16 protein-coding genes are annotated in these 16,649 nt (G+C 67.6%); 9 read left to right on the top strand and 7 right to left on the bottom strand.

Annotated elements, in window-relative coordinates; translation table 11 throughout:
- Positions 1 to 23 precede the first annotated feature (23 nt).
- Together GGQ96_RS09160 and eno are read right to left on the bottom strand one after the other, a co-directional pair.
- Positions 24 to 341, bottom strand: coding sequence for an FtsB family cell division protein (locus GGQ96_RS09160; RefSeq protein WP_184113850.1), 318 nt, complete (start codon positions 339 to 341; stop codon positions 24 to 26).
- A 10-nt stretch (positions 342 to 351) separates the two neighbouring features.
- Entirely contained in the window at positions 352 to 1,632 is a 1,281-nt protein-coding gene (gene eno, locus GGQ96_RS09155; RefSeq protein ID WP_184113848.1) for a phosphopyruvate hydratase, read from the bottom strand.
- Between the two features lie 126 nt (positions 1,633 to 1,758).
- On the opposite strand from eno, the gene GGQ96_RS09150 reads away from it, so the two are divergent.
- The 5 genes from GGQ96_RS09150 to GGQ96_RS09130 all read left to right on the top strand — a co-directional run bounded on the left by GGQ96_RS09150 (position 1,759) and on the right by GGQ96_RS09130 (position 3,758).
- The gene (locus tag GGQ96_RS09150) at positions 1,759 to 2,334 is read left to right on the top strand and encodes a hypothetical protein (protein ID WP_184113846.1); all 576 of its coding nucleotides are present in this window, start codon (positions 1,759 to 1,761) and stop codon (positions 2,332 to 2,334) included.
- 5 nt (positions 2,335 to 2,339) lie between these two features.
- On the top strand, positions 2,340 to 2,690 hold the full coding sequence (locus GGQ96_RS09145; protein ID WP_184113844.1) for a phage holin family protein: 351 nt from the start codon (positions 2,340 to 2,342) through the stop codon (positions 2,688 to 2,690).
- On the top strand, positions 2,687 to 3,028 hold the full coding sequence (locus GGQ96_RS09140; RefSeq protein WP_184113842.1) for a phosphatase: 342 nt from the start codon (positions 2,687 to 2,689) through the stop codon (positions 3,026 to 3,028). Before GGQ96_RS09145 ends, GGQ96_RS09140 begins: the two co-directional genes overlap by 4 nt.
- Entirely contained in the window at positions 3,025 to 3,465 is a 441-nt protein-coding gene (locus GGQ96_RS09135) for a hypothetical protein (RefSeq protein WP_184113840.1), read from the top strand. The genes GGQ96_RS09140 and GGQ96_RS09135 overlap by 4 nt, the downstream gene beginning before the upstream one ends.
- 65 nt (positions 3,466 to 3,530) lie before the next feature.
- The gene (locus GGQ96_RS09130; RefSeq protein WP_184113838.1) at positions 3,531 to 3,758 is read left to right on the top strand and encodes a DUF4170 domain-containing protein; all 228 of its coding nucleotides are present in this window, start codon (positions 3,531 to 3,533) and stop codon (positions 3,756 to 3,758) included.
- Positions 3,759 to 3,962: 204 nt separating this feature from the next.
- Here the strand turns inward: GGQ96_RS09130 and GGQ96_RS09125 are convergent, their stop codons facing one another.
- The 4 genes from GGQ96_RS09125 to carA form a co-directional block, all read right to left on the bottom strand.
- The gene (locus GGQ96_RS09125) at positions 3,963 to 4,607 is read right to left on the bottom strand and encodes a rhomboid family intramembrane serine protease (protein WP_184113836.1); all 645 of its coding nucleotides are present in this window, start codon (positions 4,605 to 4,607) and stop codon (positions 3,963 to 3,965) included.
- A 5-nt stretch (positions 4,608 to 4,612) separates the two neighbouring features.
- Positions 4,613 to 5,089 carry a transcription elongation factor GreA gene (gene greA, locus GGQ96_RS09120; protein ID WP_184113834.1) on the bottom strand — a complete coding sequence of 159 codons (477 nt, stop codon included), beginning with the start codon at positions 5,087 to 5,089 and terminating at the stop codon, positions 4,613 to 4,615.
- Positions 5,090 to 5,165: 76 nt separating this feature from the next.
- Positions 5,166 to 8,525 (bottom strand): carbamoyl-phosphate synthase large subunit, encoded by a 3,360-nt coding sequence (carB, locus tag GGQ96_RS09115; RefSeq protein WP_184113832.1) that lies wholly within the window; start codon positions 8,523 to 8,525, stop codon positions 5,166 to 5,168.
- Positions 8,526 to 8,587: 62 nt separating this feature from the next.
- Positions 8,588 to 9,781 carry a glutamine-hydrolyzing carbamoyl-phosphate synthase small subunit gene (gene carA / locus GGQ96_RS09110; RefSeq protein WP_184113825.1) on the bottom strand — a complete coding sequence of 398 codons (1,194 nt, stop codon included), beginning with the start codon at positions 9,779 to 9,781 and terminating at the stop codon, positions 8,588 to 8,590.
- 145 nt (positions 9,782 to 9,926) lie between these two features.
- Here carA and GGQ96_RS09105 point away from each other — a divergent pair, with 145 nt between their 5' ends.
- From GGQ96_RS09105 to GGQ96_RS09090, 4 genes are all read left to right on the top strand, one after another.
- A complete protein-coding gene (locus GGQ96_RS09105) occupies positions 9,927 to 10,379 on the top strand; it encodes a GatB/YqeY domain-containing protein (protein ID WP_184113818.1) in 453 nt (150 codons plus the stop codon).
- A 201-nt stretch (positions 10,380 to 10,580) separates the two neighbouring features.
- On the top strand, positions 10,581 to 12,482 hold the full coding sequence (dnaG, locus tag GGQ96_RS09100) for a DNA primase (protein ID WP_184113816.1): 1,902 nt from the start codon (positions 10,581 to 10,583) through the stop codon (positions 12,480 to 12,482).
- The gene (gene rpoD, locus GGQ96_RS09095) at positions 12,482 to 14,509 is read left to right on the top strand and encodes an RNA polymerase sigma factor RpoD (RefSeq protein WP_184113814.1); all 2,028 of its coding nucleotides are present in this window, start codon (positions 12,482 to 12,484) and stop codon (positions 14,507 to 14,509) included. Before dnaG ends, rpoD begins: the two co-directional genes overlap by 1 nt.
- A gap of 11 nt (positions 14,510 to 14,520) precedes the next feature.
- Positions 14,521 to 15,267 carry a glycosyltransferase family 25 protein gene (locus GGQ96_RS09090; RefSeq protein WP_184113812.1) on the top strand — a complete coding sequence of 249 codons (747 nt, stop codon included), beginning with the start codon at positions 14,521 to 14,523 and terminating at the stop codon, positions 15,265 to 15,267.
- Here GGQ96_RS09090 and GGQ96_RS21765 read toward each other — a convergent pair.
- Positions 15,264 to 16,574 (bottom strand): DUF418 domain-containing protein, encoded by a 1,311-nt coding sequence (locus tag GGQ96_RS21765; RefSeq protein WP_184113810.1) that lies wholly within the window; start codon positions 16,572 to 16,574, stop codon positions 15,264 to 15,266. The two genes, GGQ96_RS09090 and GGQ96_RS21765, sit on opposite strands and share 4 nt — an antisense overlap.
- Between the last annotated feature and the right edge of the window lie 75 nt (positions 16,575 to 16,649).

The raw sequence follows: 16,649 nt of genomic DNA, 5'->3' as shown, positions 1-16,649 counted from the left end.
CCGGCGCGTCCGGGGGCGGCGCATCACTTGTTCAGCGGCACGATCATCTCGTCCGGGTGCGCGACGTTCAGTTCCTTGCGCACCATCTCGTCGACCATGTCCGGATTTGCATGGTCGGGATCGAGTAGCGCGACGCGGTTGCGCAGCACCGTCCGCTGTTTGTCGAGCACGGCATAGTCGCGCTCGCGCTTGGCGAGCTGGCGCTTGTAGTCGCCATAGGCCAGCACGCCGTTCGGCCCGGCCACCGCATAGGCGCCGAAAAAGGCCAGGACGACGAACACCGCCGCGGGCAGGGCCGCGCGGCGGAGGACGTCACGAACGCTGGTCTTCTTCCTGCGCATCGCCTGCCGATCAGCCCCGGATCAGAATGTCGCGACCGGCATAACGCGCGGCGTCGCCCAATTCTTCCTCGATGCGGATGAGCTGGTTGTACTTGGCGAGCCGGTCCGAGCGCGCCAGGCTGCCCGTCTTGATCTGACCGCAATTGGTGGCGACCGCCAGGTCGGCGATCGTCGCATCCTCGGTTTCGCCCGACCGGTGGCTCATCACCGCGGTGTAACGCGCGCGCTGCGCCATGTTCACCGCCTCCAACGTCTCGGTCAGCGTACCGATCTGGTTGACCTTGACCAGCAGCGAGTTGGCGTAGCCGCCCTCGATGCCGCGCTTCAGCCGGGTCGGGTTGGTGACGAACAGGTCGTCGCCGACCAGTTGCACCTTGTCGCCGATGAGGTCGGTCAGCGCCTTCCAGCCTTCCCAATCGTCCTCGGCCATGCCGTCCTCGATCGACAGGATCGGATAGCGGCGGGTCAGGTCGGCGAGATACTCCGCCATCTCGTGGCTGGACAGGATCCTGCCCTCGCCCGAGATGTCGTAGCGGCCATTCTTGAAGAATTCGGTCGCGGCGCAGTCGAGCGCCAGCATCACGTCCTCGCCGGGCGTGTAGCCGGCCTTCTCGACCGCCTGCATGATGAAGTCGAGCGCGTCGGTGGTCGAGGCGATGTTGGGGGCGAAGCCGCCCTCGTCGCCCACGCCGGTCGCCAGCCCCTTGTCGTGCAGCGCCTTCTTCAGCGTGTGGAAGATCTCCGAGCCGCAGCGCACCGCCTCGACGATGTTCGGCGCGCCCACCGGCATGATCATGAATTCCTGGAAGTCGATCGGATTGTCGGCATGTTCGCCGCCGTTGATGATGTTCATCATCGGCACCGGCAGCAGATGCGCGGCGACGCCGCCAACATATTTGTAGAGCGGCAGGCCGCGCGCTTCCGACGCCGCCTTCGCCGCCGCCAGGCTGACGCCCAGGATCGCATTGGCGCCCAGCCGGCCCTTGTTCTCGGTGCCGTCCAGCTCGATCATCGCGCGGTCCAGATCGGCCTGGTCCTCGGCATCGCGGCCGAGCACCGCGTCGGCGATCTCGTCGTTCACCGCCTCGACCGCCTGGTCGACGCCCTTGCCGCCCCAGCGGCTCTTGTCGCCGTCGCGCTTCTCGACCGCCTCGTGCGCGCCGGTCGACGCGCCCGAGGGCACGGCGGCACGACCGAAGCTGCCATCCTCCAGCAGCACATCGACCTCGACGGTCGGATTGCCACGGCTATCGAGGATCTGGCGGGCGTGGATGTCGATGATCGCGGTCAAGTTCTGCTCCTGCGAGTAGGTCGGGCGTCGCTCTAGCGGCTGGCCGCGCGACGGGCAATCGTTGCGGGGATGGAACCGCCGCTGGTACGACATGTTGAAGCGCCAGACTGATCGAGGGACCGAACCATGGCAGAGAACGACCTGAAACCCGCCACCGGCAGCGATCTGGACACGCCCCCGGCGACCACGAGCTTCACGCCCGCCGAACCGCTGAAGACCAGCGGCGTCGACTTCACGCCGGAGGACGCGACCATCTCGACCCGGCCCGAGCTAACCGACGGCACCACTGCCACCGGCAGCGGCAAGGCGACGGACGTCAAGCAGACCATCCGCGACGGCGCGGGCAAGCTCCAGGCACAGGCCAGCGACAAGCTGCGCGCCTATGCCGATGACGGCAAGGCCAAGGCGGGCAACGCGCTTGGCCAGCTCTCGCAGTTGCTGACCGACGCCGCCGGGCAGGTCGACGAGAAGCTGGGCGAGCAATATGGGCAATATGCCCGCAGCGCCGCCGGCCAGGTGCAAGGCTTTGCCGACACGGTGAAGGACAAGGATATCGAGGAGCTGTTGGAAGACGCGCGACGCTTCGTGCGCGCCAGTCCGGCGGCGGCGATCGGAGTCGCGGCCGCGCTCGGCTTCGCGGTCGCGCGGCTCGTCCAGGCGGGCGTCGAGCCAGCCGCCACCGACACGACCGGCCAGGCCTGATCCGGATGCGGGTGTTCGGACAGGAGGACGGCGTCGCCGCGCTGGTCGGCCGGCTGGTCGACGACGGCCGATCGGTCGTCTCGGCGGAGATCGCGCTCTACAAGGCCAAGGCGGCTGAGCGGGTCGATGCCTATCGATCGGCGACGATCTTCTTCGCGATCGCCGGTGTGCTTGCGCTGGCGGGTCTGATCGCTCTGCTGGTTGGCCTGATCCTGTCGCTGGCGACACTTATCGGGCCTCTCGGCGGGACCGCCATCGTCGTCGGCATCGTCTTTGTCCTGGCGGCTGTGTTCGGCCTGATCGGCAAGGGCAAGCTCGCCAGCCCCGTCCACACCCAGCCGGACCATCGCGCATGACCGCAGCCAAGCGTTCGCTCGCCGCCGCCGAGGCCCAGGCCGTCGAAGCCCGTGCGCGCCTGTCCGCCACCTGGACCGATGTCCAGGCACGGCTCGACCCTAAGCTGCTGGCGGACGAGGCGCGCGACGCCAGCACCGCCGCCGCTTTCGCAGGGCTCGAGCAGATGCGCCGTAACCCGTCGCTCGTGGCGGGGATCGCCGGCCTGTTCGGACTGCTACTCGCCGGGCAGCAGATTGCCGCGGTTCGCCGCCGCCGCCAGCGCCGCAAGCCTGTGCCTGCCCAGGTCCGCTCGGCGTCATCGCCCACCAACCCTTCGCTTTCGAGGATCGAATCATGACCGACAGCCGCTACGATCATGCCCGCGACACCGTGTCGCATGTCTATCACGACGCCCGCGACAAGGCGGCCGAGACGCTCGCCGCGTCCAAGGACAGCGTGCAGGACGCCGCGCACCGCGCCGCCCATGAGATCGAGGCCAATCCACTGCTGGTGCTCGCAGGCGGCCTCGCGCTCGGCGTGGTGATCGGCGCGTTGCTCCCCCGCTCCGCCAAGGAGAAGGAGCTGCTTGGTCCGCTCGGCACCAGGCTCAGCGAGACCGCGCGCCAGGCGTTCGCCGCCGCCAAGGATGCGGGCTATCAGGAACTCGACTCCGCCGGCCTGACCAAGAGCGCCGCCAAGGATCGCGGCAAGGACCTGTTCGACGGCGTGATCCGCGCACTCAGCAGCGCCGGCACCGCCGCAGTCCAGTCGGCGCGCAAGGTCGACGCCGCGTAAACGTCCCAGCGCGTTATTGCGGTGCGGGGTTCAAACCCGCACCGCTTCCCTCTAGAAGAGACGATATGAGCAAGCTTCATCTCGTCTTCGGCGGCCGGGTCCGCGATCCGCAAACGCTCGACTTCGCCGATCCCTCGGCCCTGGAAGTGGTCGGCATCTTCCCCGATTACGCCAGCGCCGAAAAGGCCTGGCGTGCCGCCGCGCAGCGCACCGTCGACGACGCGGAAATGCGCTTCGTGGTCGTCCACCTGCATCGCCTGCTGGAGCCCGACCAACTCACGCCGGCGGGTTGAAATCCGGGGCCCAAGCCGGCCCGCAGCACGGCGTGTGAGTCACGCTCGCCACGCAACATCCTTCCATGCTCCTGCAAAGGCACTAGCTTAGGGTTACGGATACCGCCCCGCGTTGTTCTTCCGAACCCTAAGGCCCCTGCCCATGCAGGAGCACGGCTCCGCCCGCTTCCCGAAAACGTGATCCTTGGGAGGCTTTCGCGGCCCTCACGCGTGGCGGTGGTTCCACAGCAGCAACGGTCGCGCCAGGGCGAGGCCGGCGAGGAACCCGCCGATATGCGCGCCGATCGCGACGCTGACGCCGCCCATGCCGGCAACCGCGATCAGGAACTGGATGCCGATCCAGGCGGCGGCCAGCCACAGCACATGCACCAGATGCGCGGGCACTGGCCCGAGCGCCTTTGCCCGCCGCTCGCCGTATAGCAGCGCATAGGCCCCGACAACGGCGGAGATCGCGCCGCTCGCGCCGATCATCGGCAGGGCGGATTGCGGATCGAACAGCCAATGAACGGCCGCGCCGGCATAAGCACCGACCCCATAGAGGAGCGCCAGCGGCCCCGCCCCGATCGCCCGCTCCACCGCCTGCCCGCAAAAGACGAGCATCACCAGGTTGAAGCCGAGATGCGCCAGCCCGCCATGGACCAACGTCGCGGTCAACGGCGTCGCCCAGGCCGGAACCGGGAACAACGCCGGGTCGAACAGGCCCGGCGAGGTCAGGCGCAGCGGAATCACCCCCGCCTTGACCGCCGCCGCATCGAGCTGCCCACTATAGACGAGCCACAGCGACACGACCGTCGTGACCGCGGCGATGATTGCCGTGGCCGGCCAGTCCCGCCATCCGCGCCCGTCCATGAGGGTCAGATGAACTCGATCTTGGATACGAGATAGTAGCGATCCCCGGCCGGCACCGACACCTCGACCTCCTCGTCCACCTTCCGGCCGATCAGCGCGCGGCCCATCGGCGAGTTGTACGAGATGCGACCGGTACGCGCGTTGGCTTCGGTCTGGCCGACGATCTGGTATTTGATCGGCTTGTCGTCCTCGTCGAGCAACGTCACCGTCGCTCCGAACACGACCTTGTCGCCCGACAGATCGCGCGGGTCGATGATCTGGGCGCGGCTCAGCTTGTCCTCGATATCGGCGATCGACGCCTCGATCTGGCCCTGGCGTTCCTTCGCCGCGTGATATTCGGCGTTTTCCGACAGATCGCCGTGCGCCCGCGCTTCCTCGATCGCGTCGACGATCTGCGGGCGCTCCTCTTTCAGACGCCGGAGATCCGCGGTGAGCGTCTCATAGCCCTCCTGGAGCATCGGCATCTTTTCGACGGTGGCCATTCTATCGTCCCCAAATCCAATTCGCCCCGTACGGACCGAACACGGCCCGTCCGCACATCATCCATTGCTGTCGGGATCAGTTGTGCGACTGCGAATAATAGTCCTGCAAGGGCCGAACTTCAAGGACACCGCCGGAACCACTCGTGCTTTGGCCCGCCTGATGCGCCGCCAGGATCGCCTTCGCCGCCTCCACGCTGGCCGGCGCGGTGGTGTAATAGGGGATGCGCTGGCCCAGTGCCGCCTGGCGGATGGGTTTCGAATCCTTCAGCGACTGCCAACCTTCGGTGGTGTTGAAGATCAGGTCGATGCCGCCGTCCTTGATCCGGTCGACGATATGGGGTCGACCCTGCGCCACCTTGTTGATCCGCTCGACCGTGACGCCCGCCTGCTCCAGATAGTCGGCGGTACCGCTGGTCGCGACGATCGCGAAGCCCGCGTCCGCAAGCGCGGTGACGCCGGGCAGGATCGCCGCCTTGTCCGTCCCCTTGACGCTGACGAACACCGCGCCCTTGCCCGGCAGCACGGTCGAGGCGGCGAGCTGCGACTTGGCGAAGGCGGTGGTGAAGTCGGCGGCGATGCCCATCACCTCGCCCGTCGACTTCATCTCCGGCGACAGCACCGGATCGACGCCCGGGAAGCGGTTGAAGGGGAAGACCGCTTCCTTCACCGCATAATAGGGAATGGCGCGGTCGATCCGGGGCAGGTCGGCCAGCTTCTCGCCCGCCATCACCCGCGCCGCGATCTTGGCGATGGGGGTGCCGATCGCCTTGGCGACGAAGGGGACGGTGCGCGACGCGCGCGGGTTGACCTCGATCAGATAGACCTGATTGTCCTTCACCGCGAACTGGATGTTCATCAGGCCGACGACGTTCAGACCGCGCGCCAGCGCCTCGGTCTGCCGCTCGATCTCGGCGACGATCTCGGCCGACAGCGAATAGGGAGGGATCGAGCAGGCCGAGTCGCCCGAATGGACGCCGGCTTCCTCGATATGCTGGAGCACGCCCGCGACCACCACGTCGGTGCCATCGCAGATCGCGTCCACGTCCACCTCGACCGCGTCGCGCAGATACTGGTCGATCAGCACCGGCGCGTCGCCCGACACCTGCACCGCGGTCTGGATATAATCCTCGAGCTGCGCGGGACCGTCGACGATCTCCATCGCACGGCCGCCCAGCACGAAGCTGGGACGCATCAGCACCGGATAGCCGACCCGCTCGGCGACGATCAGTGCTTCCTCGCGGCTGCGGGCGATGCCGTTGCGCGGCTGGAGCAGCTTGAGCCGGTCGACCAGCGCCGCGAACTGCTCGCGGTCTTCGGCCAGGTCGATCGCCGCCGGGCTGGTGCCCAGAATCGGGATGCCCGCCGCCTCCAGCGCGCGCGCCAGGTTGAGCGGGGTCTGCCCGCCGAACTGGACGATCACGCCGATCAGTTCGCCGCGCGTCTTCTCCACGTCCAGGATCGCCAGCACGTCCTCGGCGGTCAGCGGCTCGAAATAGAGCCGGTCCGACGTGTCATAATCGGTGCTGACCGTCTCCGGGTTGCAGTTGACCATGATCGTCTCATAGCCCGCGTCCGCCAGCGCGAAGCAGGCGTGGCAGCAGCAATAATCGAACTCGATGCCCTGCCCGATGCGATTCGGACCGCCGCCCAGGATCACGACCTTGCGGCGGTCGGACGGCATCGCCTCGTCCTCGGGCGCGCCGAAGCTGGGGCCCTCATAGGTCGAATACATGTACGGCGTGCGCGCATCGAACTCGGCGGCGCAAGTGTCGATCCGCTTGAACACCGGGCGCACGCCCAGCTTCAGGCGATGCTCGCGCACCTCCTCCTCGGTGACGCCGCCGGTCATCGCCTTCACCACCTCGTGGATCAGACCCGATCCGCGCGCGATGCCGCGGGTCATGCCGCGCAGGTTAGCCGATTGCAGCGCCAGCCAGGCCAGCCGCTTGTCGCTGAAGCCCATCGCCTTCAACCGGCGCATGCCGGGGGCGTCGATCGGCAGGCCGTTCTCCATCACGTCCTTCTCGGCCGCGACGATCTCGGCGATCCGCTCCAGGAACCAGGGATCGTATTTCGCGATCGCATGGACCTCGGCGACGGTGAAACCCTCGCGCAGCGCTTGGGCCGCGACCAGCAGCCGATCCGGCGTCGGCGCGGCCAGCGCCGCCTCGATCTCCGCGCGCGGCGCGCCGACGAGATGATCGACATGGTTGAAGCCCGACAGGCCCGTCTCCAGCCCGCGCAGCGCCTTCTGCATCGATTCCTGGATGTTGCGACCGATCGCCATCACCTCGCCGACCGACTTCATCGCGGTGCCCAGCACCGGCTCGGCGCCCTTGAACTTCTCGAAGGCGAAGCGCGGGATCTTGGTGACGACATAGTCGATCGTCGGTTCGAACGAGGCGGGCGTGGCCCCCGTGATGTCGTTCTCGATCTCGTCCAGCGTGTAGCCGACCGCCAGCTTGGCCGCGACCTTGGCGATCGGGAAGCCGGTGGCCTTGGACGCCAAGGCCGACGAACGCGACACGCGCGGGTTCATCTCGATGACGATCAGCCGGCCGTCGCGGGGATTGACCGCGAACTGGACGTTGGAGCCGCCCGTCTCGACGCCGATCTCGCGCAGCACCGCGATGGATGCGTTGCGCATGATCTGATATTCCTTGTCGGTCAGCGTCAGCGCCGGCGCGACGGTGATGGAATCGCCCGTATGGACGCCCATCGGATCGACATTTTCGATCGAGCAGATGATGATGGCATTGTCGTTGCGATCCCGCACGACCTCCATCTCATATTCCTTCCAGCCGAGCAGCGACTCCTCAATCAGCACCTCGGTGGTCGGCGACAGGTCCAGACCCTTGCGGACGATCTCCAGAAATTCCTCGCGATTATACGCGATGCCGCCGCCAGAGCCGCCCATGGTGAAGCTGGGACGGATGATCGCGGGCAGGCCGACCTTGTCCAGCCCGGCCAGCGCCTCCGCCTCGGTATGCGCGATCGCCGAGCGGGCCGATTCCAGCCCGATCTTGTCCATCGCGTCGCGGAACTTCAGCCGGTCCTCGGCCTTGTCGATTGCCTCGGCATCCGCGCCGATCATCTGCACGCCGAATTTCTCCAGCGTGCCGTCATGGAACAGCGCCAGCGCGGTGTTGAGCGCGGTCTGCCCACCCATGGTCGGCAGGACGGCGTCGGGCCGCTCCTTCTCGATGATCTTCGCGACCACGGCGGGCGTGATCGGCTCGACATAGGTGGCGTCGGCCAGCTCGGGATCGGTCATGATCGTCGCCGGGTTCGAATTGACCAGGACGATGCGATAGCCCTCTTCCTTCAGGGCCTTGATCGCCTGGGTGCCCGAATAGTCGAACTCGCACGCCTGACCGATGACAATCGGCCCCGCGCCGATGACGAGGATGGAGGAAATGTCGGTGCGTTTTGGCATGGGTTCTCGCCGAGATGCTGGCGGCCGGTTAGGGCCGGAAATGGGTTATGCGGTGCGGACGGTCAGCCGTCGCCCATGGTGCGATCACGGAGCGAGGCCACGAACCGCTCGAACAGATACAGGCTGTCCTGCGGCCCCGGCGACGCCTCGGGGTGATACTGCACGCTGAACGCCGGCCGGTCGGTCAGCTCCAGCCCGGCGTTCGAGCCGTCGAACAGCGACACATGCGTCTCGCGCGCGTTCGCCGGCAGGCTGTCCCGCTCGACCGCGAAGCCGTGGTTCATGCTGGTGATCTCGACCGCGCCGTCGGACAGGCGCTGGACCGGATGGTTGGCGCCGCGATGGCCCTGGAACATCTTGGTGGTGCGCGCGCCGACCGCCAGCGCCAGCAGTTGATGGCCCAGGCAGATGCCGAACAACGGCACGCCCGCGTCCAGCACCTGACGGATCACCGGCACCGCATACTCCCCCGTGGCCGCCGGATCGCCGGGGCCGTTGGACAGGAACACGCCGTCGGGCTTCAGCGCCATGACCTGATCGAAGGTCGCGGTGGCGGGCAGCACCGACACCTTCGCCCCGGCCTTGACCAGGTTGCGGAAGATGTTGCGCTTGCTGCCATAATCGATCGCAACGACATGCGGACGCTCGCCGTCCTCGGCGCTGTCGTCATAGCCGAAGCCCAGCCGCCACAGGCCGCCGGCCCAGCCATAATGCGTCTCGGTCGACACCGTCTTGGCGAGGTCCATCCCCTCCAGCCCCGGCCAGCTCCGCGCCATGTCGAGCAGCAGGTCAAGGTCGAATTCACCGGTCGGGCTGTGCGCGATCACGCCGTTGGGCGCGCCGCCAGCGCGGATGCGGCGGGTCAGCGCGCGCGTGTCGACGCCGGCCAGACCGATGCGGGCATGACGCCGCATCCAGCCGTCCAGCCGCTCCATCGCGCGGAAGTTGGACGGCTCGGTCGGCACCTCGCGCACGATCATGCCCAGCGCATGGGGATCGTCCGCCTCGATATCGTCGGGATTGGCGCCGACATTGCCGATATGCGGGAAGGTGAAGGCGATCATCTGGCCCGCGAAGCTGGGGTCGGTCATGATCTCCTGATAGCCGGTCATGGCGGTGTGGAAGCAGACCTCGCCCACCGCCTCGCCTTCGGCGCCGAAGCCGTGGCCCCAGATCACCTCGCCCGTGGCGAGAACGAGGCACCCGGTCATGCCCTCGGGCTTTTCGGGCATGGCAAAGGGCGTTGCGTCGGCCATGGTCAGGCGGGCACTCCATACAAAAGTTCGGCGATGTCGCTAAGCCGCGCCCGCTAGCCCCCCTGCCCCGTTCGGTCAACCGGTGTACGGCGGATCGCCGTTCCGCTAGGATGGTTCCTTTCCCGTGCGAAAGAGACGTTTGACCATGATCCGCGACGACATCAAGGCCGCCCAGGTCACCGCCATGAAGGCTGGCGACAAGGACGCGCGCGCCGCCATCTCCTTGATCCAGGCCGCGATCAAGAATCGCGACATCGAGGTCCGCACCGGCTCGGCACCGGCCGACGACGATGCGCTGGTGGTCGAGGTGCTCCAGAAGATGGTCAAGCAGCGCCGCGAATCGATCGCCATGTACGAACAGGGCGGCCGCCCCGAGCTCGCTGCGGCCGAGGCGCGCGAAGTCGCGGTGATCGAACGGTTCCTGCCCCAGCAGATGAGCGAGGCGGAGACCACGGCCGCGATCGAATCGATCAAGGCGGATCTGAGTGCGACCGGCATGAAGGACATGGGCCGGGTGATGGCCGAGCTGAAGGCGCGCCACGCCGCCAATCTCGACATGAGCAAGGCCAGCGGGCTGGTGAAGGCGGCGCTGTCATAAGAGGATTTCATACGGCGCAAGCTGTCCCCCGGCGAAGGCCGGGGCCCAGTTGGGCGCGCTGATTGGATAGGTGCGCGCTCCGTTACGGCAAACTTCCCATTTGGGCCCCGGCCTTCGCGGGGGAACAGATGCGTCAGATGCGATCGACACACCCCGATTGCGCTTCTCCGCTTTTCCCCTCATAACGCGGTACAATAGGCCATGAGTCTTTCGCCCGCCTTCCTCGACGAGCTGCGCGCCCGCACCTCGTTGTCGGCGCTGATCGGCAAGACTACCAAGCTGCAGAAGGCTGGCCGCGAGATGCGCGGCTGCTGCCCCTTCCACAATGAGAAGTCGCCCAGCTTCTACGTCAACGACGACAAGGGCTTCTATCATTGTTTCGGCTGTTCCGCGCACGGCGACGCGATCCGCTGGATGACGGACCAGCGCGGCCTGCCCTTCATCGACGCGGTCAAGGAACTGGCGCAGGCGGCGGGCATGGAGATGCCGGCGATGGACCGCCAGTCCGCCGCCCGGGCCGAGCGCGCCAAGGGCCTGCACGAAGCGATGGATGAGGCGGCGGCCTGGTTCGTGGAGCAGCTCCATGGCCTGGGCGGCGTCGACGCGCGCAAGCTGCTGGACCGGCGCGGCATCACCGCCGAGACCGCGCGCCAGTTCGGCATCGGCTTCGCGCCCGACAGCCGGGGCAGGCTCAAGGCCGCGCTCAAGGATTTCGGCGAGCCGATGCTGGTCGAGACGGGGATGCTGATCCAGGTCGAGGGCAAGGAGCCGTACGACCGGTTCCGCGGCCGACTGATGATCCCGATCCGCGACCAGCGCGGCCGGGTGATCGCGTTCGGCGGGCGCATCCTTGATCAGGGTGAGCCCAAATACCTTAACAGCCCGGACACGCCGCTGTTCGACAAGGGACGCACGCTCTACAATCTCGACCGCGCCGCGCCGGCCGCGCGCAAGGCCAACCGGCTGCTGGTGGTCGAGGGCTATATGGACGTGATCGCGCTCGCCCAGGCGGGGATCGCGGAGGCGGTCGCGCCGCTCGGCACCGCGCTGACCGAGCATCAGCTCGAGCGGCTGTGGCGGATGGTCGAGGTGCCGGTCCTGTGCTTCGACGGCGACGCGGCCGGGCAGAAGGCGGCGATCCGCGCCGCGCATCGGGCGCTGCCGCTGCTCCAGCCGGGCCGCAGCCTGCGCTTCGTGACGCTGCCCGAGGGGCAGGACCCCGACGATCTGGTCAAGGCCAAGGGCGCGGGCGCGATGGAGGCGCTGCTCCGCGACGCGCAACCGCTGGTCGACCGGCTGTGGCAAAGCGAGGTCGCGGCCGAGCCGCTCGACACGCCCGAGCAGCGCGCCGGACTCAAGCGGCGACTGAACGAGCTGGCCGGCACCATCGCCGATCCGGGCGTGAAGCATGAGTATCTCGCCGAATTCCGCCGCCGCGCTGACGAACAGGTGCGCCCGCAGCGTGCGCCCTTCCAGCCGTTCAAGCGCGGCAAGCAGCCTTGGCGGCCCCCCGCCCCCGTGACCGAGGACGCCAAGAAGGTGCGCGCGACCGGCATCGACCGGGTGCTGGCCAAGGCGGTGCTCGCGGGGCTGATCCGCCATCCGGCCGAGATCGCGCGGCATGTCGAGGTGCTGGGCAGCCTGAAACTTGCGGACGGCGCGCTCGGCCGGCTGTTCGAGGCGGTGGTCGACGTCGCGCTGGAGGATGCGCACCGCGCCCGGCCGCGGGGCGACGGGGCGGCGGCGGCGGCGGCGGCGCTTGATAGCGCGCGCCTCGTCACCATATTGGCACGGTCCGGGTTCGAAGGGATCGCAAGCGACCTTCTCCGGGCCGACACGATGCCTTATACGTTCACGCAGAAATCGGGGGATGAGGAACGCGCTCGCGCCGACCTCGACGAAGCGATCGCGATCTTGATCGCGCGGCCGGAAGTGGATGCCCAGCTGGCGGAGGCGACCTCCGCGATGATGGCCCGCTTCACCGATGAAGCGTTCGAACGCCAGGTGTCGCTGGTAAAAGAGAAACAGGCGTTGGATGCTCGGCTTGCAAATCTGGTGCAAGCGAACGAAGACGCCCGATCGTTGGGACCCGAGGGTAATTGATGGCGAAGGCGAATATGGCGGCGGATACCGAAGCACCCGAGACGGGCGACGCGCCGCTGATCGATCTCAACGAGGCGTCGGTCAAGAAGCTGATCGCGCGCGCCAAGAAGCGCGGCTACATCACCTATGACCAGCTCAATGAGGCTCTGCCGCAGGACCAGATGTCCTCCGACCAGCTCGAGGACATCATGTCTGCGCTCAACGAGATGGGCGTGAACATCGTCGAGAACGAGGAACAGGGCGAGGACGGCGAGACCGAGGAGCGCGCCGATGACGGCGACGAGGCCGAGGCGTCGGACGATGGCAGCCCCGATGCGCCCGCCGTCGAGAAGAAGAAGGAGACGGTCGATCGCACCGACGATCCCGTCCGCATGTATCTTCGCGAGATGGGCGCGGTCGAGCTGCTCAGCCGCGAGGGCGAGATCGCCATCGCCAAGCGGATCGAGGCCGGCCGGGACACGATGATCCTGGGTCTGTGCGAATCGCCGATTACCTTCAACGCGATCATCGACTGGTCGACCGCCCTCAACGAGGGGACGATGCAGCTGCGCGAGATCCTCGACCTCGACGCGATGCTGTCCAAGGGGCCGTCGGCCGAGCAGGTCGAGGGCGCCGAGGAAGACGGCGACGAGATCAGCGAAAAGACCGCCGGTGCGTCCTTCAAGGAGGAAGAGGAGCCGGAGGAGGCGTCGTCGGACGATGACGACGACATGACCGAACGCCGCGCGCCGCGTCCGTCGGACGACGAGGAGGAGGACAATACCCTCAGCCTCGCCCAGATGGAGGAGCAGCTCAAGCCCCAGGCGCTGGAGCGGTTCGCCAACATCACCGCGCTCTACAAGAAGTTCGCCAAGCTCCAGCAGAGCCGCTTGGAGGCAATGGCCGCGGGCGGCGAAATCTCGACCGCAGACGAGCGCAAGTATCAGAAGCTGCGCGAGGAACTGACCGCCGAGGTCGAGAGCGTCCAGTTCCACAATGCCAAGATCGAATATCTCGTCGACCAGCTCTACGCCTTCAACCGCCGGCTGACGACGCTGGGCGGGCAGATGCTGCGCCTCGCCGAGCGCCACAAGGTCAACCGCAAGGACTTCCTGGACCGCTATGTCGGCCACGAGATGGACGACACCTGGCTGCAGGTACAGGGCAAGGCCGATAAGAAATGGTCCGCCTTCGTCACCAACGAGGCGGAATCGATCGAGCGCATCCGCACCGAGGTGAGCGAGATCTCGCAGCAGACCGGCATGGCGCTGGTCGAGTTCCGTCGCATCGTCAACATGGTGCAGAAGGGCGAGCGTGAGGCGCGCATCGCCAAGAAGGAGATGGTCGAGGCGAACCTCCGCCTGGTGATCTCCATCGCCAAGAAATACACCAATCGCGGGCTGCAGTTCCTGGATCTGATCCAGGAGGGCAATATCGGCCTGATGAAGGCGGTGGACAAGTTCGAGTACCGTCGCGGCTACAAGTTCTCGACCTATGCGACCTGGTGGATTCGCCAGGCGATCACCCGGTCGATCGCCGACCAGGCGCGGACCATCCGCATCCCGGTCCATATGATCGAGACGATCAACAAGCTGGTCCGCACAAGCCGCCAGTTCCTGCACGAGCAGGGCCGCGAACCGACCCCGGAGGAGATGGCCGAACGCCTCTCCATGCCGCTGGAGAAGGTGCGCAAGGTGATGAAGATCGCCAAGGAGCCGATCAGCCTCGAAACGCCGATCGGCGACGAGGAGGATTCGCATCTCGGCGACTTCATCGAGGACAAGAACGCGATCATCCCGGTCGACGCGGCGATCCAGGCGAACCTGAAGGAAACCGTCACCCGCGTCCTCGCCTCGCTGACCCCGCGCGAGGAGCGCGTGCTGCGCATGCGCTTCGGCATCGGCATGAACACCGATCATACGCTGGAGGAAGTGGGCCAGCAGTTCAGCGTGACCCGCGAACGCATCCGCCAGATCGAGGCGAAGGCGCTGCGCAAGCTGAAGCACCCCAGCCGCTCGCGCAAGATGCGCAGCTTCCTCGACCAGTAAGGATCGCCACCATGGGAACGACGCCCTCGACCGCCGCCGGCGCGGCCTTTGCGGGCGCCTTTCCCAGGGTGCGCGTGATCAACCTCGCGCACCGCACCGACCGGCGGCGTGAGATGGAGGCCGAGTTCGCCAAGCTCGGCCTGGCGTTCGACGACGGCATCCGCCTGCATGTCGCGACCCGTTGCGACGACGCGGCGGGCTTTCCGACCATCGGCACGCGCGGCTGCTTCCTGAGCCATCTTGGGGTGCTGGAGCAGGCGCTGGCGGAGGATGCCGAATCGGTGCTGATCGTCGAGGATGATCTGAGCTTCTCGCCCAAGGAGATCGCGCGCATGGCGACGACGCTGGCGGCGCTGGAAGCGCGGCCCTGGTCGATCTTCTATGGCGGCATCCTGCGCTATGGCGACCAGGAGCAGCCGAGCGGCGTCGCCTCTCCGCTGTTCGTCGCCGATCCGGCCACGGGGATCATGGGCGGCCATTTCCTGGCGATGCGCCGCGACGCGATCGCGGCGGCGGTGCCCTATCTCCAGGCGATCCTGACCCGGTCGCCCGGCAGTCCGGAGGGCGGGCCGATGCATGTCGACGGTGCCTATGGCTGGCTGCGCGCCGCGCGGCCCGACCTGGTCACGCTGGTCGCCCATCCGGGCCTCGGCCACCAGCGCGCCTCGCGCACCGACATCCACCAGCTCCGCTGGAAGGATCGCGTGCCGGTCGTGCGCGAGATGGTGCAGTGGCTGCGCCAGGCGCGGCGCGCCTAACGCCGGAACGGCAGCCGGCGCCCCTCCACCAGCGATCGCCACGCCCATTCCACCGGCGCGATCCGGTAGCGCCGCAGCCAGAACATGGCGGCGACCAGCAGCACCGCATCCACCGCCAGCGCGGTCGCCATCATCGCCACCCAATCCTGCCGGCCATATAGCCCCAAACCGAAGGGCGGGTAGAGCAGCCACAGGCAGATCAGGGTCTGCGCCACATAGAGGGTCAGCGCGGTCCGTCCCGCCGCCGCGAAGGGCCGCAGGAGGCGCCGCCCGGCCGCCGTGCCCAGGAGCAGCAGCACCAGCCCGACATGGCCCATGGTGACCGCCAGCCGGCCGACTTCATAGGTCGCCCAGCCGAGCGTCGGTGCATTGTCGAACCGTATCGTCGCCGCCGCATTCGCCGCGCGCAGGCCGGCCCCCACGCCATAGCCGGCCATCGCCAGTCCCGCGTAGAGGCGTCGAGACCGCTCCCCTTGCAATACGCCCCAGCGATAGAGCGCCGCGCCGATCAGCATCGTCGACAGCGCTTCCCAGACCGAGTCCAGCTCGGCATCCCGCAACAGCAGCAGGCTGGTCGCCCAGGACGAGTGGACCCATCCGGTGAAGCCGCTGCTCCGCATCCGGTCCTCCGTTGCGATCCGCTGCTGATCCCGTGCCCGGCGTCGCGCCAGTTCGGCGCGGCGGTCGCGCTCCACCACCAGGCCGGCCCGCTCCGCTGCAGACAGCGGCCGCCCGTGATGCGCCGTGGCGCTCGCCACGATCGCCTGCTGCTGGCGCGCCGCCTGATAGTTCGCCATCCCCCCGGCGAAATCGAACGCCGTCATCACCAGTCCCAGCGCCAGCAACGCTCCGGGGGAGCGGGTGCGGAAGAGCAGGCCGAGCAGGGCCGCCAGCGCATAGGTGTGAAGGATATCCCCCGGCCAGAGCAGCACGAACATATGGATCAGGCCAAAGGCGAGCAGCACCACCTGCCGCCAGGCATAGCGACCCAGCATCGCTGCCTCGCCCGCCTGCGCCGCGATCCGGTCGGTCAGGATCACCATCCCCGCGCCGAACAGCAGTTCGAGCAGGCAGCGCGCCGTTCCCTCGGCGACGACCTCGCGCACCCACCACACCCATTGGTCGGCCTGCGACCAGCCATAATGGCGTGGGTCGGTCCAGCCTGCCCAGATCGAGCCGGCCATTTCCGGCATGTTCATGAACAGGATGCCGAGGATCGCCAGGCCGCGCAGGATGTCGAGCGCGGCGATGCGGGGCGCGCCGTCCGGTTCGGGCGCGGATGCGGGGGAGACGATCGGATCGGTCACGCCTTTCGCCTATCAGCCCCCCGGCCCCGTACAAGGCCCGGCCCGTGCACGACAAAGCCTATGCATGACAAAGCG

The organism is Sphingomonas abaci (assembly GCF_014199625.1).
Lineage (GTDB): Bacteria > Pseudomonadota > Alphaproteobacteria > Sphingomonadales > Sphingomonadaceae > Sphingomonas > Sphingomonas abaci.
The sequence above is the reverse complement of the archived record's forward strand: the minus strand, read 5'-3'. Positions and strand labels throughout refer to the sequence as shown.

What these genes read in the sequence shown, in the direction of transcription:
- GGQ96_RS09130 (WP_184113838.1), top strand. Translation starts at nt 3,531, where the DNA reads ATGAGCAAGCTTCATCTCGTCTTCGGCGGCCGGGTCCGCGATCCGCAA.
- dnaG (WP_184113816.1), top strand. Translation starts at nt 10,581, where the DNA reads ATGAGTCTTTCGCCCGCCTTCCTCGACGAGCTGCGCGCCCGCACCTCG.
- GGQ96_RS09160 (WP_184113850.1), bottom strand. Translation starts at nt 341, where the DNA reads ATGCGCAGGAAGAAGACCAGCGTTCGTGACGTCCTCCGCCGCGCGGCC.
- carB (WP_184113832.1), bottom strand. Translation starts at nt 8,525, where the DNA reads ATGCCAAAACGCACCGACATTTCCTCCATCCTCGTCATCGGCGCGGGG.
- greA (WP_184113834.1), bottom strand. Translation starts at nt 5,089, where the DNA reads ATGGCCACCGTCGAAAAGATGCCGATGCTCCAGGAGGGCTATGAGACG.
- carA (WP_184113825.1), bottom strand. Translation starts at nt 9,781, where the DNA reads ATGGCCGACGCAACGCCCTTTGCCATGCCCGAAAAGCCCGAGGGCATG.
- GGQ96_RS09105 (WP_184113818.1), top strand. Translation starts at nt 9,927, where the DNA reads ATGATCCGCGACGACATCAAGGCCGCCCAGGTCACCGCCATGAAGGCT.
- GGQ96_RS09140 (WP_184113842.1), top strand. Translation starts at nt 2,687, where the DNA reads ATGACCGCAGCCAAGCGTTCGCTCGCCGCCGCCGAGGCCCAGGCCGTC.
- GGQ96_RS09145 (WP_184113844.1), top strand. Translation starts at nt 2,340, where the DNA reads ATGCGGGTGTTCGGACAGGAGGACGGCGTCGCCGCGCTGGTCGGCCGG.
- rpoD (WP_184113814.1), top strand. Translation starts at nt 12,482, where the DNA reads ATGGCGAAGGCGAATATGGCGGCGGATACCGAAGCACCCGAGACGGGC.
- GGQ96_RS09135 (WP_184113840.1), top strand. Translation starts at nt 3,025, where the DNA reads ATGACCGACAGCCGCTACGATCATGCCCGCGACACCGTGTCGCATGTC.
- GGQ96_RS09125 (WP_184113836.1), bottom strand. Translation starts at nt 4,607, where the DNA reads ATGGACGGGCGCGGATGGCGGGACTGGCCGGCCACGGCAATCATCGCC.
- GGQ96_RS09150 (WP_184113846.1), top strand. Translation starts at nt 1,759, where the DNA reads ATGGCAGAGAACGACCTGAAACCCGCCACCGGCAGCGATCTGGACACG.
- GGQ96_RS09090 (WP_184113812.1), top strand. Translation starts at nt 14,521, where the DNA reads ATGGGAACGACGCCCTCGACCGCCGCCGGCGCGGCCTTTGCGGGCGCC.